General features: G+C 69.6%; 10 protein-coding genes. 2 read left to right on the top strand and 8 right to left on the bottom strand.

The window, feature by feature from the left end; genetic code table 11:
- From MTF69_RS09440 to MTF69_RS09415, 6 genes are all read right to left on the bottom strand, one after another.
- Positions 1–2175 carry a site-specific integrase gene (locus MTF69_RS09440; protein WP_243332482.1) on the bottom strand — a complete coding sequence of 725 codons (2175 nt, stop codon included), beginning with the start codon at positions 2173–2175 and terminating at the stop codon, positions 1–3.
- The gene (locus MTF69_RS09435; protein WP_243332480.1) at positions 2172–3947 is read right to left on the bottom strand and encodes a hypothetical protein; all 1776 of its coding nucleotides are present in this window, start codon (positions 3945–3947) and stop codon (positions 2172–2174) included. Before MTF69_RS09435 ends, MTF69_RS09440 begins: the two co-directional genes overlap by 4 nt.
- Positions 3947–5332, bottom strand: a complete 1386-nt coding sequence (locus MTF69_RS09430) for a site-specific integrase (protein ID WP_243332479.1) — start codon at positions 5330–5332, stop codon at positions 3947–3949. Before MTF69_RS09430 ends, MTF69_RS09435 begins: the two co-directional genes overlap by 1 nt.
- Positions 5333–5494: 162 nt before the next feature.
- Positions 5495–6091 (bottom strand): carbohydrate ABC transporter permease, encoded by a 597-nt coding sequence (locus tag MTF69_RS09425; protein WP_243332477.1) that lies wholly within the window; start codon positions 6089–6091, stop codon positions 5495–5497.
- Between the two features lie 64 nt (positions 6092–6155).
- On the bottom strand, positions 6156–7055 hold the full coding sequence (locus MTF69_RS09420) for a carbohydrate ABC transporter permease (protein ID WP_243332476.1): 900 nt from the start codon (positions 7053–7055) through the stop codon (positions 6156–6158).
- Positions 7055–8410: a sugar ABC transporter substrate-binding protein gene (locus tag MTF69_RS09415; RefSeq protein ID WP_279345535.1), complete on the bottom strand. Its 1356-nt coding sequence runs from the start codon at positions 8408–8410 to the stop codon at positions 7055–7057. Before MTF69_RS09415 ends, MTF69_RS09420 begins: the two co-directional genes overlap by 1 nt.
- Positions 8411–8529: 119 nt before the next feature.
- Here MTF69_RS09415 and MTF69_RS09405 point away from each other — a divergent pair, with 119 nt between their 5' ends.
- On the top strand, positions 8530–9309 hold the full coding sequence (locus MTF69_RS09405) for an IclR family transcriptional regulator (RefSeq protein ID WP_243332475.1): 780 nt from the start codon (positions 8530–8532) through the stop codon (positions 9307–9309).
- 52 nt (positions 9310–9361) lie between these two features.
- Here MTF69_RS09405 and MTF69_RS09400 read toward each other — a convergent pair whose 3' ends face one another.
- Together MTF69_RS09400 and MTF69_RS09395 are read right to left on the bottom strand one after the other, a co-directional pair.
- A complete protein-coding gene (locus tag MTF69_RS09400) occupies positions 9362–10831 on the bottom strand; it encodes a discoidin domain-containing protein (protein WP_243332474.1) in 1470 nt (489 codons plus the stop codon).
- Positions 10832–10848: 17 nt separating this feature from the next.
- Positions 10849–12900, bottom strand: a complete 2052-nt coding sequence (locus MTF69_RS09395; RefSeq protein ID WP_243332473.1) for a glycosyl hydrolase family 8 — start codon at positions 12898–12900, stop codon at positions 10849–10851.
- Between the two features lie 278 nt (positions 12901–13178).
- Between MTF69_RS09395 and MTF69_RS09390 the strand changes: the two genes are divergently transcribed.
- Positions 13179–14726 (top strand): CehA/McbA family metallohydrolase, encoded by a 1548-nt coding sequence (locus MTF69_RS09390; RefSeq protein ID WP_243332472.1) that lies wholly within the window; start codon positions 13179–13181, stop codon positions 14724–14726.
- Positions 14727–14728: the final 2 nt, after the last annotated feature.

Below are 14728 nucleotides of genomic sequence, written 5' to 3'. Positions count from 1 at the left end.
TCATGCTCCCGTTCCGGCGGCGGCATCGATCTCGGACAGCACCCGCTCGTCGCGTGTGAGGTCGGCGGCAAGACGTGCCTTCTCGGTGTTCTGCGCCCGGCCGATGGTGGCGATGAAGACCTTCTTGTTCTGGGCGCTCGCGGCCCACACCGGACGGTGGTCGGCGTGGTGCGTGGCCTGCGGGCAGCGGGCGGAGTCACACAACCCGATCAGGGGTGCCGTCGCGTCGCTGGCGCTGCGGCCCGCGAGCTTGAGGCATAGTGCCTTGGACGGGTCGAGGAACCAGCAGTGGTTCGCCTGCCCAAGGTGCAGCATGCCGGCCCGCTTGGCGAGCAGGTTCATCACCTCCTGTTCGCTCCGCTTGACGTTCGGCGCCCCCGGCTGACCGACGGTGCCGTCGACGGACTCGAAGAAGTCGGTGAGGTCCTTCGCCCCGGGTCCGGCCGGTCGTATACCGTTCTTGTAGTCCTGGTAGGCGGCGAGGGTGACACTCATTTTGTGCTCGCGCTCTTCGCGCCCGAACTCGGCCAGCAGGACGGACTGGGCTCCGCCGGGCCGGTTCGCGTAGCCCTCCGTGGTGACCACGGAGATGTGCTTGAGGTGGATCTTCGCCGCGAGCAGGCCCCCGGGCCGGTGTGCCATCTCCACCGCGAGAGTCCGCCGGAGCATCCGCAGGTTGACGGGTTCCTCCGGGATCGGCGCGAGTCCGAGCCGCCGCCCCTCCGGGCCGTTCACCCATGACAGGAACGCATCGTAAGGGGTGCCGAACGTGAACTTCTTGAATAGGTGGCCGCTCTGGCGAGCTGGATCGGCGAGCGCGGCGGCGACGCCAGCGGTGTTGTATGCCTCTTTGATGGTCACCCACTCGTCCCACTGACCGCCCAGCCCCCGCCCTTTGACGATCTTGCTCTTCAATCGGTAGCGGACGCGGCCCTCGCCGCTCTCCTCGGGCGGGAGCCGGCAGTCCAGGGGCAGCTCGGTCAGCTCGCTGAATCGCATCCCGGTGAGGACGCCCAGCGCGATCACGCACGCCGTGAGCGCCCTGGAAATGTGCCCGCGGGCCTCGTAGGTGTTCAGGGGCAAGGCCCACGGCGCCTCTCCGCGGCCATCGGCGCGAGCCACTGGCGCCGCCCGGCGTGCCCACCTCTTCTCCAGACCGACGGTGGCCACCGCGTCCTCGATCTGGGAGCGCAGGGCAGACAGCCACTTCAGTTGAAAGGCATGGCGACCGGTCTCATGGGCGAGGGTGATCAGGTTGACACGAAGCAGCGGGTCCTGTGGGGACCAACCGTCAGCAAGGCGCTGGGTGATCACGTGGTCCAGCGCGATATCGAAGGGTTCGCCCTCCTCGACATGACGGGCGATAGCGCGGGGAACCTCCACGTTCCAGTGCCGCCCACTGTGGCGACCCGGCCGGTCGGAGAACATGGCCTGCAACTGCTCGTGGAGCTCAATGACATGCGGGCCGAGGACCTCCACCACGTACAGGGCCGCGGCGACGAGCGGCTGGAACACCTCATCACGCAGCGCCGGCGTTTTGTTCCCCGACTGCTTGACGACTCCGGCCACCGCGTATGCCGTGCGCTGCCCCCAGGGACGGAAGCCAGGCGCGTAGGCATCGGTGGAGAACAGCTCCGTGTAGTAGGCGAGCTCCTGGATCACCGCAACCATGCCCATGCGGTATCCGGTACTGCTGTCCCGGATGACGACTCCGTGCTTGTCGCGGACCTTCTTACGCAGCTCCAGGTAGGCGTCGCAGTGCTGCTGGGTGACCTCGCTCAGGCTCTCGACGCCCTGCTCGGTCAACCAGTTAAGCCACTCCGTCAGCTTCGTGAGGCGCCCGTGGACTGTCGCGATCAGTACGGGAGTCCGGTACGCGTGCGGCAGCTCCCGCACCGACGGGTGCTCGGGCGCGAGGCGGGCGAAGACGAACTCCTTCGCCACGTTCCACCACAGAGGGTTGAGGATCTCGGTGAAGAACAGGATCTGCGAGCTGCGTGCCAGATAGCGAGGCAGCCCGATGATGCCGGTGAACTCCCAGACATGTTCGTCAAATGTCGGGCGCGGAGCACCCGGCTTGACGGGGAGGCCGGCGGCGGCGCAGACGTCCTCGCCTGCGAGGACGGAGACGGCGAAGTGGGCGGCGCCGGTGAATGCGGCCGGGATCTTGGTCATGCGGTGCGCTCCTCGGGGCGCAGGGGGAGCTCGTCGTCGGTATCGGGGGTCTCGGCCGCGGCGGCCTGGAGGGCGCGTTCGGTGAAGTGGATGCCTGGGGCGAGGATGACGTCGAGGCGGTGGGCGTAGGGGCCGAAGACGGGCATGAACTCATTCGTGGTCATCTGCTGCCACTGGCGTGAGAAGAAGCCCCGCAGCCTCATCAGGTTCGGCAGGTGGCGTGGGGTGAACAGAGCGAGCGGACACAGTAGGCACACCCAGGGCCGGGCGGGGCAGGGCTGGCCCTTCGGGCCGTGCAGGCCCGAGAGCTGGTCCCCGCACGCCGCCGTGAACACGTCCCGCTCGCCGGACAGCAACTGGGCCAGCGCGGTGTCGTCCAGGCCGAGCCGGGCGACATGCTGGGGGTAGTCGCGGACCAGCTCGGTGACCTCGCCGGTGGCCAGCACCACCGGTGGCTGGGCCCGCCGCACCAGATCACCCTGCGCCTGGGCGATGATGTCCTCGACTTCGACGGTCTGCGCTGGTGTGGTGTTCGTCAGATAGTGATCGCCTTCGACAGCGGGCGACCGGTTCGGATCCAGCGTGGCGCGCCGGCTACCGCGCCAGTGGGATCGGTCCCTGAGCGCGTGGTGCGTTGTGCGGATGCGGTGTAGATGCAGGCGCAGGGGCTTCCCGTCGTCGCCGGTCATCTGCAGCGGCAGCCCCTGCTCATCTGTGGCCTGCCGTCTCTTGATCCACTCCGAGATCGAGAGCTGCGTGGGAGACGTCGACATCCAGCGCTCTCCCTTCCTTGTACCGCCGGGAGTGAACCGCACCCACAGTTCGTCCCGCAGGCCATCGGGAGCGAAGCCGCGCGCCACCGACGAGTGATCCAGCCACTGCTCCAGCAGCCGGGTAGCCTGCCGCGACAGGGTCAGGCTCTCCGCGGCGGTGCGGCCCTTGACGTAGCTCAGGAGGATCTCCGCGTCGCCGGCCCAGTCGAGGTCACCGACGCCCAGGTCCGCGATCCCGTCCGGCACCACTCCGGTGTAGGCACCGAACAGCAGCCGGTAGGCGATGATCACGTCCAGCGGTGGTATCAGGGGATCGAGCACGGCGCGCAGGCCCATGCCGTAGCGCGCGCGGAAGGGCCACTGGTCTCCGCCTATCTCCTTCACCAGGGGCTCGGGGCCGTGGTGGAGGACCAGCCAGTGATGAACGGGCCGGGTGCGAAGAGACTCACGGTGTCCGTTGGGCGCGGCGGCCTGGTCACGGGCCGAGCGGAACGCGCGGTATGCCGAATCGACCTCATCGCGGCAGGTGCGGATCAGCCGTGCCCACTCTGTCTCCGTGTACGGCTGGTGAGGATCGTGGCGCTTGTTCGTGTTGAACAGGCGGCCATCGACCAGCGCGCGGACATCAGGCGCCAGCAGGTGTTGCTGGTCGTCAGCGCACCGAAGCATCGCCTTCTGGGCACTCTCCAGAGAGCCCCGCACCCCACTCATCCAGTACTGGGCCAGGGCCGAGCGGGTCAGGGCGGATGCCGAACCGGTGAATCCGGCGTCGGCCAGCCAGGTGTCGAGCTGCCGGATTGCCGTGAAATGCATGCTGACGGAGTCGGCGCTGTTCACTCGTCCGTGGGGATGAACCAGGTCCGTGGCCCCTTCCAGAAGAGTCCGTACCAACAGCGGGTTTCGGATCGCCTTTCGCGCGCCTATGGGCCGATGGATCTCCGAGCCGTCACTGAAAATGCAGTGCAGTCCGAGAGGTTCGAGGGTGACGGTCGCCGGCATCAGACCAGCTCCAATTCGCTGGCGAACTCGGCCGCCAACTGCGAGCTGGCCTCGTCGTCGAGCAGTCCGTACTCTTCGCCGACGCGCTGGTACAGGGACTCGAACAGCCGCAGCACGTCGAGACGGTGCAGATAGGCTTCCGTGGTCACGGAGCTCTCATGGCCCAACAGGTCACGCAGGATGAGCAACGGTTCCGTGGTGCGCAGGTAGTGCGCCAGGGCCGCATCGTCACCGGTGTCCCGTACCTGACGGGCAGCCTGCTCGTAGTAGCCGCGCACCAGCCGTGCCATGGTCTGCATGGCCATGGAATGCCGGAGCCGATGCGGCGCAACGTGCGGGAATCTCGGCTCGTACCGCTCACGGATCCGGTCCGCAGTACGCGCGAAAACGGTAGACCAGGCGGTGAACGGGGCGCCCGTCCCCCAGACCGACAGGAGCATCGAGCCCCCGTTCGGGGCCACGAGGCGCCGCCGCTCAGCGGGACCGAGAGCTGCCCATCGCACCCTGCGGCCGTTCACCCGCCCGCCGAGATGGCCGGCCTCCGACACGATCAGCGGTTCCCCCCACCGGGCCGGCGGACGCCACGAGGAACCCATGGTCGCCGCTACCCGATCGAGTTCGATGTAGGACCACAGCTCGGCCAGAGCGTCGTAGTCGATCCACGTCTCTCGGAACTTGCTCCCCTTGGTCACCCCTTCAGGGACGGGAAACGACACCGGCACCGCGCTGCGTCGTGACGGAAGCGCCGGCACCTCGCTGACGAGCAAATAGGTGAACTCCTGGCTGCGCAGACCGCTCGAGAGGACCATGCGGCCCACAGCGGCGCTACGTGTCAGCTCCCGGCCGCGGTAGGCAAGGTCACGCTCCCCATCCGGATCAAGACCGGCCAGCCCTTTCAAGAACAGATCAGAGAAGCCTTCGTCGAGGTACTTGATCGTCACGTGTGGCTTGGCCTGCCGACGGCGCGCCTGGTTGACCAACCCCTTCCTCATGTGGCCGGCGAAGGTCGACACCCCCTGCCGGTACGTGAACGGCTCAGCTTCGGCCAGCCCCTCGCCAACGGCCCACTTGTAGAACCCGGCCAGGATGCCGATGTTCTGATTCCAGGTAGACGCCGCGAAGCGATGCTTGATCGGCCCGCGGGCCCGGTACACCGAGTAGCTCCCAAGCACGGCCTTCAGGCGCGTGCGGGTGTCGAACAAGGAGACTCCGCGTTCGGATATGAACTCCAGCCACTCCCGGATCGTGCGGACGTAGTACGGCCACGACTTCGGCGCCGGAACACCGTTGGTCGGAAGCTCACAGGCCCATCGGTTGATAACGACAGCGGGTCGTCTGCCGTTGCTGTCCTCGAAGAGCAGGTCGTCGTCGAACAGCAGGGGCATGCCCTCAGGGATAGCTGGCCTGAACGCGAGTCCCCAGGACTCCCACTCTGCCGGTGAGTAGATCACTTGATGCATGACCGATGACTATCAACGCAACCCGGCACACTGCAAAGCGCAAATCGGCTGGTCACCAGCCCCGACGAGCAGAAAGCAACACCGTCGTTATGCAGGAACAAGCATGTACTGGTCCCAGATCATGGTGAAGCCGAAGATGCCGATCACCCCGAGCGCCGGGCGGCACAGCGGCAGGATCACCGACCAGAAGACCCGGAGGTCGCCGGCCCCGTCGAGGCGGGCGGCTTCCTCCAGCTCGACCGGGATCTCCTTCATGAACTCCGCGGTGACCAGGATCGAGAAGGCCCAGGCCCCGACCGGGACGATCATTCCCCAGAGGCTCCCGGTGAGGGACAGGTCGGAGAGGACCAGGGACAGCGGGATCGCGAGGATCTCCTCGGGCAGCATCATCGTGGAGAGGATCAGCAGCAGGACCAGCCGCAGCCCGGGGAAGCGTTTGCGGGCCAGGGCGTACGCGGCGGAGATGCTGACCCCGATCTGGAGCAGCAGTCCGCCGCCCACCACCAGGAAGGAGTTGAGCAGGTACAGCAGTACGTCGCGCTCGAAGGCCGCCCGGAAGTTCTCCAGTGTCGGCCGGTTCGGCAGCAGGGTCAGCGAGGTCGGGTCGGTGGTGTGGTTGAAGGCGCTGGCCAGCAGCGCGAGCAGGGGCCCGGCGAAGACCATCACGAGCAGCGCGTACAGCACCAGCTTGCCGATGACCGCGGCCGGCCGCGCCGCTCCTCCAGGCCGAGCGCGGTGTCGAGACGGCTCACCGGGTCGCCTCCTTCCCGGTCCCGGCGCGGGCCAGCCGGACGGCGAGCGTCAGCGTGACCGAGGCCGCGAGCAGCACCATCGACCCGGCGGCCGCGACGCCCAGTTCGTTCCGCTCCAGGCCGAGCTTGTAGATCAGCGTCATGAGTACCTCGGTGGAGCCGTCGGGTCCGCCGTTGGTGAGCAGGAAGATTTCGGTGAAGACCCGCAGGGAGCGGATCGCCGCGAGGGTGAACAGGATGGTGAAGGCCGGGCGCAGGGCGGGCAGGGTGACGTGCCACAGCCTGCGCAGCACCCCGGCGCCGTCCGCGGCCGCGGCCTCGTAGAGGGTCCGGTCGACACCGGCCAGCGCCGCGAGGAAGATCATCATGTCGTAGGGGGCTCCGCGCCACACGCCGACCGCCATGACCGACCACAGCGCGCTGTCCGGGCTGTTGAGGAACTGCGAGGGCCCCACCCCCAGCCACCCGAGCAGGGTGTTGACCGCGCCGTCGGCTGCCGGGTGGTAGAGGATCCGCCATACCTCGGCGACCACTGCCATCGCCGTCACCGTCGGCAGGAACACGGCCGTCCGGATGATCCACAGCCGGCGGGCCGTGCCCTCCAGGAGCAGTGCGAGCGCCAGTCCGAGCAGTACGGAGCCACCGGTCTGCCCGATCGCCAGCACGACCGTGTGCCCGATGGCGTCGAGGAAGGCCTCGTCCGTGACCACCTGGGTGTAATTGGCCCCGCCCACCCACCGGTCGCCCAGGTAGGGGCGCACCTCGTGGAAGCTCATCTCGACCGCCCGCCACATCGGCAGGAACTTGAAGAGCGCGAACAGCAGCAGCGCCGGGGCGAGGAACAGCCAGGGAGTCGCCGCTGCGACACGGCTGCCCGGCCGCCCCGGCCGCCGCATCAGGATCCCGCTCCCTGCTTCTCGAGCTCCGCGGAGAAGGCGCCGGCGAGCTTGCCGAGAACGGCCTCGGGGTTCGAACCGCAGTCGGCCACCATGCCGTTGAGGGCCTCGGCGGACGCCTGGCGGAAGGGCGTCCAGTCCTTCACGGCGGGGGAGTAGCGGCCGGACTCGCGGTACACCTCGTCGAAGACCTGCCAGCGCGTGTCCTGCCGTACGTCCGACAGCCGGACGGACGGGTTGACGGGGAGCCGGACCACGTTGCCCGCGGTGTCCCCGGCCATGCCGGCGGTCTGTCCTTCGGCGCCGATGAGGAACTCGGCGTACTTCACCTGCCCCTTGGGGTTCTTCGAGCCCGCCATCAGATACGTGTTCTCGCCCTCGGCGAGCACGGAGCTCCTGCCGCCCGGTCCGGCGGGCAGCGGCAGGATCTCGTACGCGTCCTTGCCGAGCGCCTTGTCGAAACGGGCCATGTTGTAGGGGCCGGTGAGGTAGATGCCGCCCTTGCCGGTCTCGAACAGCGGGTGGGCCTGGGTGGTTTCGGTGGTGACCGCGCCCGGGACGACGCTCTTGTCTGCGCAGAACTGGTTCTTGAGCCGCTGGGCGGCCAGCAGGGCGCCCGGACCGTCGACGGCCGGCTTCAGGTCCTTGCCCGCGCCGGTGAAGTAGTCGCCGCCTGCGGACCACAGGAAGCTGGAGAAGTACCAGTCCAGGTAGCCGCGCTTGGTGGTGCCGGGGATGACGTAGCCGTAGGTGTCGGCCTTGCCGTTGGCGTCCGGGTCCCCGGTGGTGAAGGCGGCGGCCAGCGCGTCGAGTTGGTCCCAGTCGGCGGGCGGCGCGATGCCGAGCTTCTCCCGCCAGTCCTTGCGGACGAAGAGCGCGAAGGTCTGGGCGGAGAACGGCACGCCGTAGTACTTGCCGTCGGCGGCCCTGGCCGCCTCCCAGGAGCTGGGCACCAGCTGCTCGCCGCCCTGGATCTCCGACTGCCGCACCTCGCGGACCAGGCCCTGTTTGACCAGGGTGCCCAGCTGAGCGGTGTCGTTGACGATCAGGTCCGGGAGCTTCTTCTGCGCGGCGGCCTGCTGGAGCTTGGTCTCGAAGTCGTCGAACAGGGCGGTGACTTTGGCGTCGATGCCGGTGGCCTTGGTGAAGGCGGCGGCCAGGTCCTGGTGGGTCTTCTCGGTCGGGGAACCGGGCGGCTTGCGGACCCAGACCTCCAGCGGCGCCTTGTCGTCTCCACCGCCGGAGGCGTTGGCGCGGGAGTCCCCGCCGCAGGCGGTGAGGGTGGTGAGGGCGAGTAGGGCGGCCAGAGCGGCCAGGGTGGTGGCCAGGGTGGTGGATGCGGCTCTGCGATGCATCGGATGATGATTCCCGTCTAGATATGTGGACAGGATCTGAGGATCTGGTTGCTCTGCAAGGGGAAGTTAGCGTCCGCTACCATGCCGGTCAACAGCCGTGCAGAATTTGGAGGGTTCACATGCCCGGACCCGCGACGGATGTCGCCACCGTCAAATCCGCCGAGCGAACGGTGCGCATCCTGGAGGCACTTGCCTCCTCCGAGGACAAGCTCACGGTCACCGAGCTCCAGGAACGCCTGGGCTATCCGCGCAGCAGCCTGCACGCCCTCGTCCGCACCCTGCGCGAGCTCAAGTGGGTCGAGGCGGACGAGACCGGATCCGCCTTCGGCGTCGGCCCGCACGCACTGCTCTCCGGCACCGCCTACCTCGACCGCGATCCGGCCCTGCCGTACGCGCACGCCGTGATGGAGGACCTCCGCGAAGAGACCGGCTACACCGTGCACTTCGCCCGCCTCGACGACGCGTACGTGCTCTACCTCGCCAGTCGCGAGGCGCGCGGCAGCGCCCGCGCCGTCTCCCGCGTCGGACGCCGGCTGCCCGCCCACCTGACCGCGCTCGGGCAGGCGCTCCTCGCCGACCTCACCACCGAGGAGGTGGACGGCGTACTGCCCGCGAGACTGGAGGCGTTCACCCCGAACACGGTCACCGAGCGCGCCGCGCTGCACGAGGAGCTGGCGCGCGTACGGGATCGCGGCTGGGCGCTGGAGCGGGAGCAGGGCACCCCCGGGGTCGCCTGCCTGTCGGCGCCCGTGCACTACCGGATCCCGGCCTCGGACGCGATCAGCTGCTCGATGCCGGTGGACGCCGCCACCGAGGAGGAGACGGAGCGCGTGGCGCGGGCCGTGGTGGCGCACGCCACCGCCCTCGCCGCGACGCTCCGGCGCCACGGCATCAGATGACGTCCGGTGGTCCTGACCGGCCCGGCCCGACGGGGCCGGGCCGGTCAGGACGTCAGGGAGTGACGGGAACGTTCGTCAGGCCCGTGCCCGCGCGGGTGACGGTATTGCCGGAGTGCACGACGTTCGGGTCGGCGGAGCACTTCGACACCGAGCTGATCTTGATGGCGTAGGCGCCGACACCGCCGAGGTCCGACGTGTTGCCGCGCCAGACGTTGCCGCAGCCGTTGGCGAACGAAGGGGTCGTCGACGGGTTGTGCGTCTCGTAGCCGTTGGCGAAGGTGCCGGGCGGGGCGAAGGTCCCCGTGTTGTTCTCGATGAGGTACCCGACGCCCTTGGCGTCGACCCAGGAGTCCGCCGAGTTCTGCCCCGAGATCCCGGTCCCGTCGAACCTGTTGCCGCGGATCACCCCGCGCGTGGTGCCCTCCTTGATGTCGACGTGTTCCGCGGCCACGTTCGGGCCGATCCGGTTGTTCAGCACCTGGACCCGGTCCGAGCGGTCCACTCCGCCCTGGTTGCCGTGGCAGCCCCAGTTGGAGCCGGCCGAGCCGATGTAGACGGCCTCCCCGTAGCCGGGCTGGACCAGGCCGGTGTGCGTGATCGTGGAGTTCTTGATCACGCCGTCGGAGGACGAGCGCCGGAAGTGCACCGCCTCGTCCTCGACGTGGTGGACCGAGAGACCGTCGAGGGTGACGTGGTGGGAGTTGTCGAGGACGACTCCCTTCTTGGAGTCCTTGACGCTGAAACCGGTCAGGTTCCAGTACGGGGCGTCGTACAGCCACAGTCCGTACCCCGGGTCCCAGCCGCCACCGGGGGCCGGGCAGGCCGGTGCGGTGCCGGAGGGGCCGTCGTTCACCAGGACCGCGCCCGCCGGGCCGGTGAGCGTGACCGGCGCGGCGGCCGTACCCGCCCGCCGGGTTGCGAAGGCGCCCCGGTACTCCCCGGCCGCGAGCCGGATCGTCTGCCCGGGCTGCGCCGCCGCCAGCGCGCTCTGCAACTGGGCTGCGGTCGACACGTCCACGACCGGCCCGCCCGGACCCGCCGGGGAGCCGTAGACCTCGAACTCCCAGAGGGAGTAGCCGTAGGCGGTGCCGCGGGCGGTGGCGTGCATGCGGACGTAGCGGCCGGTTCCGGTGACGGTCAGGTCGTCGGTGGCGCCGTTGCCGGTGCTGGTGGAGTAGGCGTCGGTCCAGTTCGTCCCGTCGTTCGAGGTCTGGATCTTGTACGTCTTCCCGTACGCGGCTTCCCAGTTGAGCTTCACCCGGCTGATGGCGTGGGCGGCTCCGAGGTCGATGCGGACCCACTGCGGGTCCACGCCCTCCGCGCTGGCCCACCGGGTGCCGGTGTCGCCGTCCACCGCGAGCGAGGCCGGGAAGGCGCTCGTCTCCAGGGACGAGGCCGTCGTGGGCTTTCCGGCCGAGACCAGGCCGTCGGCGGCCCGTGCCTGGGGGAGGGTGATCAGGGAGGCGGACAGGAGGCCCGACAGGAGCAGCGGGACCGTTCCTCTTCTTCGGATCCTTCGCATGGCAACTCCTTCTCGGGTTACGGGACCCAGTGGTTGCCGGAGGCGGTGATCATGACCTGGAGCTGGATGCTCGCCGAGAAGTAGCTGCTGGTGTCGATCGGGGCGGCCAGCATCTTGTTCCACAGCGCGTCCAGCCAGGCCTGACTGCCCGGGTCGGTCATGGCCGCCAGTGCGAACGGGGCGAAGTACGCCGCCTCGCTCCCGGAGGAGATCTGCGTGCCGTCGAGCTTGTAGCCGATGGCGATCTTGTTCGGGTCGCCGCCCGTCTTGGTCTTGATCCAGCTGTTGAGCTTGCGGGCCGACGCGAGGGACTTGGCGTCTCCGCTGGTCACCGCATCGTCCGCGATGCGCCAGGGGGTCCGGCAGGCGTTCCACCAGTAGGCGCCGTCGTTCGGGTCCTCGAGAACCTGCCCGGGGGCGGGCTTGGGGGTGGTGTTGGTGTTGACGACGAAGTCGGGCAGCAGTCCGGTGTTCGGCGCGTAGGAGGCCTGCAGGCTGGTGATCTGGTTCTGGTGCGCCGTGCGGACGGTGTCCCAGGCCGCGTCGCCGGTCGCGGTCCGGAAGGCCCGGAAGTGGTCGACCATCCAGTCCGAGGTGCGGGAGATGTAGTAGTACTGGTCGCCGGAGCTGCTCCAGTCGCCCAGCTTCAGCAGGTTGGTGGACGGGTTGAGCTCGTCCTTCTTGATCGCGTTGATGTGCTTCACCGCGAGTGCCTTGTAGTTGTACGTGCCCGTGCTGCCCCATTGCTTGTCGGCGAGCAGCAGCCCGTACGCGACGTCCATGTCGCCGTCGGTCGCGCCGTCACCGCCGTTGACGCTTCGGCAGGCGGTGTCCTGCTCCGCGGCGAGCAGGTCCGGGTTGATCGCCGAAGGGTGGTCGATCATCCACTTGGTCAGACCGTCGAAGATCTTCTTCGCGTCCGGGTCGGCGCCGGCCATCGTCGCGGCGATCACCATGCCGTACCCCTGCGCCTCGGCCACGTACGGGTGGTCGGCGTCGGGGGAGATGACCTGGTACCAGCCGTTGCCGCAGTTCTGGCGGACGAACGCGGACTTCCAGTTGGTGTAGTAGTCGATGGTCTTCTGGTCGAGGGTGCCCTGGGCGCCCGTCGGCTTCAGCGTGCCGGGGGCGTAGGGGCGGGTGTGGCTGCCGAACGGAACCGCCGGACCGGAGCCGCTCGCGGGCTGGGTGGTGACGCTGAGCGTGTTGCTCGCGGCGGAGGTGTTGCCCGCCGCGTCCCGTGCCTTGACCGTGTAGCCGTAGCTGGTGGAGGCCGTGAGGCCGGTGTCCGTGTACGAGGTTCCGGTGGCCGTTGTCACGCGCGTGGTGCCCCGGTACACGTCGTAACCGGTGACGCCGACGTTGTCGGTGGCGGCGTTCCAGGCGAGCGAGACGCTGTTCGCGGTGGTGGCCGTCGAGCGCAGGCTGCCCGGGACGCTGGGCGGGGTGGTGTCGGAGCCGCCGGAGACCGGGGAGCCGTAGACCTCGAACTCCCAGAGGGAGTAGCCGTACGCGGTGCCCCGCGCGGTGCCGTGCATGCGGACGTGGCGCCCGGTTCCGGTGACGGTCAGGTCGTCGGTGGCGCCGTTGCCGGTGCTGGTGGAGTAGACGTCCGTCCAGTTCGTGCCGTCGGCGGAGGTCTGGATCTTGTACGTCTTCCCGTACGCGGCCTCCCAGTTGAGCTTCACCCGGCTGATGGTGTGGGCCGCTCCGAGGTCGATGCGGAGCCACTGCGGGTCCACGCCCTCCAGGCTGGCCCACCGGGTCGCGGCGTTGGCGTCCACGGCCTTGGCGGGCTCGAAGCCGCTCGCCTCGACCGAGGACGCGGTCGCGGGCTTTCCGGTCGATACCAGCACCGGGGCGGCCTCGGCCGCACGGGGCAGGGCGGCGCCGACGGCGGCCGGGGCTGTGGCCGCGGCCACGGTATCGGTGGCCGTCGCGGCCGGGGCGCTGAGGCCGGTGAGGCCCGCCATGGCGGCGGCGACGGCGGCGAAGCCCGCCAGCGGGCGGTGCCAGCGGGGGCGGCGACGGTCTCTGTGCGCGGAACGTTGCTGATGTGCTCGTGACATCGGGCGTCCTCGGGGTGAGTGCTGCGCGAGTGGGGGGAGCGGTCGATGCGGAGCACCGGCCAATGGTTAGGAATAGTTCCTAACCATTGGCCGGGAGAGTAGAAACGGAACAGGGGTTCGCGCAAGACCCTGGGCTCGATCCATCCATGCGATGTCCATCCACATATGTGTCCGAAGGTCCTTGTGGGGGTGGCTCGTTCGGGGTGGGGCGTGCGACGCTCGGCCCGAACGCGGCGCCGTTCACGCCGGATTCACCTTGACCGGCGACGCTCGGGACCATGGCCCTCAGTAGACGAGCACTGCTGGCACAGGCAACCGCGGCGGCCACCACCGTCGCCGCCACCCCCTCCGCCGCGGCTGCGGGAACGGCCGCGGGAACGGCCGCGGGAACGGCCGCGGGAACGGCCGCGGGAACGGCCGCGGACACGGAGCCGACCACCACCACCCACACCACCACCACGACTTTGCGTGGCACGATCCCGCCCGGCGCCCCGGACTTCGTATACGTCCCCATGGATGTCCCCTTGGGCATACGTGAGTTGCACGTCTCCTACCGCTACGACAAGCCGCCGACCCCGCCCGGTACCCCGGGCAACGCCCTCGACATAGGCTTGTTCGACCAGCGCGGCACCGCGCTCGGCGGCCGCGGCTTCCGCGGCTGGTCCGGCGGCGCCCGCAGCGAGTTCTTCCTCCGCGCCGACGAGACCACCCCCGGCTATCTGCCCGGCCCGCTGGAGCCCGGCCGCTGGCACATCGTGCTCGGCCCCTACACCGTGGCCCCCCAGGGCCTGCCGTACGAGATCGACGTCGCCCTCACGTACGGCGAACCGGCGGCCCCCGCACCCGTGGCCTACCCGCCCGAGCGGATCCCCGGCCGCGGCCGCGCCTGGTACCGCGGGGACTGCCACGTGCACTCCGTGCACTCCGACGGCCGCCGCACCCCGGCCGAGATCACCGGCCTGGCCCGGGCCGCGGGCCTGGACTTCGTCAACACCTCCGAACACAACACCCACAGCTCCCACGGCGCTTGGGCGGGCGCCGCCGACCAGGGCCTGCTCGTCCTCACCGGAGAGGAGATCACCACCCGCACCGGCCACGTCCTTGCCGTCGGCACCGATCCGGGTACGTTCGTCGACTGGCGCTACCGCTCCCGCGACGGCCGCTTCGAGCGCTTCGCCCGCGCCGTCCGGCAGGCCGGCGGACTCGTCGTACCCGCTCACCCGCACGCCACCTGCATCGGTTGCGCCTGGAAGTTCGGCTTCGGCGAGGCCGACGCCGTGGAAGTGTGGAACGGCGCCTGGACGCCCGACGACGAGGTCTCCCTCGCCTCCTGGGACGCCACCCTGCGCGGTGCCCAGGGCGACCGCTGGCTGCCGGCGCTGGCGCACAGCGACTACCACCGTGACCCGGACCGCATCGGCGGGCCCCAGACGGTGGTCCTGGCCGACGATCTTTCGCGTACGGCGATCCTGGCGGGCCTGCGCGCCGGCCGTGCCTACGCCGCGGAATCCTCCGCCGTCTCCGTCGACTTCACCGCTGTCGGCCCCCGGGGAGCCCACGCGGGCATCGGGGAGCGCTTGCGGTCCGCCGACCCGGTCGCGGAGGTCCTCGTACGGCTGTCGGTGACCGGGGCCGAGGGCTGTGACCTGCGGCTGGTCACGGACCAGGGGCCGGTCTTCACGGCGCCCGGGGCAACCTGCCTGGAGTGGCGCACGACGCCCGCGCGATCCGCGTACGTTCGCGCAGAGGTCCGTCACCCGGCGCAGGCGCCACCGCTGCCCGGCGCACCCGCCGCCTTCACCAATCCGATCTGGCTGGAGTGCTGACC

The organism is Streptomyces sp. AP-93, from assembly GCF_022808175.1.
GTDB lineage: Bacteria > Actinomycetota > Actinomycetes > Streptomycetales > Streptomycetaceae > Streptomyces.
Note: the sequence above shows the minus strand (reverse complement) of the source record. Positions and strands in the feature narration are given on the sequence as shown.

Coding starts and splice junctions, on each gene's coding strand:
- MTF69_RS09395 (WP_243332473.1), bottom strand. CDS start 12,900: ATGTCACGAGCACATCAGCAACGTTCCGCGCACAGAGACCGTCGCCGC.
- MTF69_RS09400 (WP_243332474.1), bottom strand. CDS start 10,831: ATGCGAAGGATCCGAAGAAGAGGAACGGTCCCGCTGCTCCTGTCGGGC.
- MTF69_RS09440 (WP_243332482.1), bottom strand. CDS start 2,175: ATGACCAAGATCCCGGCCGCATTCACCGGCGCCGCCCACTTCGCCGTC.
- MTF69_RS09420 (WP_243332476.1), bottom strand. CDS start 7,055: ATGCGGCGGCCGGGGCGGCCGGGCAGCCGTGTCGCAGCGGCGACTCCC.
- MTF69_RS09405 (WP_243332475.1), top strand. CDS start 8,530: ATGCCCGGACCCGCGACGGATGTCGCCACCGTCAAATCCGCCGAGCGA.
- MTF69_RS09415 (WP_279345535.1), bottom strand. CDS start 8,410: ATGCATCGCAGAGCCGCATCCACCACCCTGGCCACCACCCTGGCCGCT.
- MTF69_RS09430 (WP_243332479.1), bottom strand. CDS start 5,332: ATGCCCCTGCTGTTCGACGACGACCTGCTCTTCGAGGACAGCAACGGC.
- MTF69_RS09390 (WP_243332472.1), top strand. CDS start 13,179: ATGGCCCTCAGTAGACGAGCACTGCTGGCACAGGCAACCGCGGCGGCC.
- MTF69_RS09435 (WP_243332480.1), bottom strand. CDS start 3,947: ATGCCGGCGACCGTCACCCTCGAACCTCTCGGACTGCACTGCATTTTC.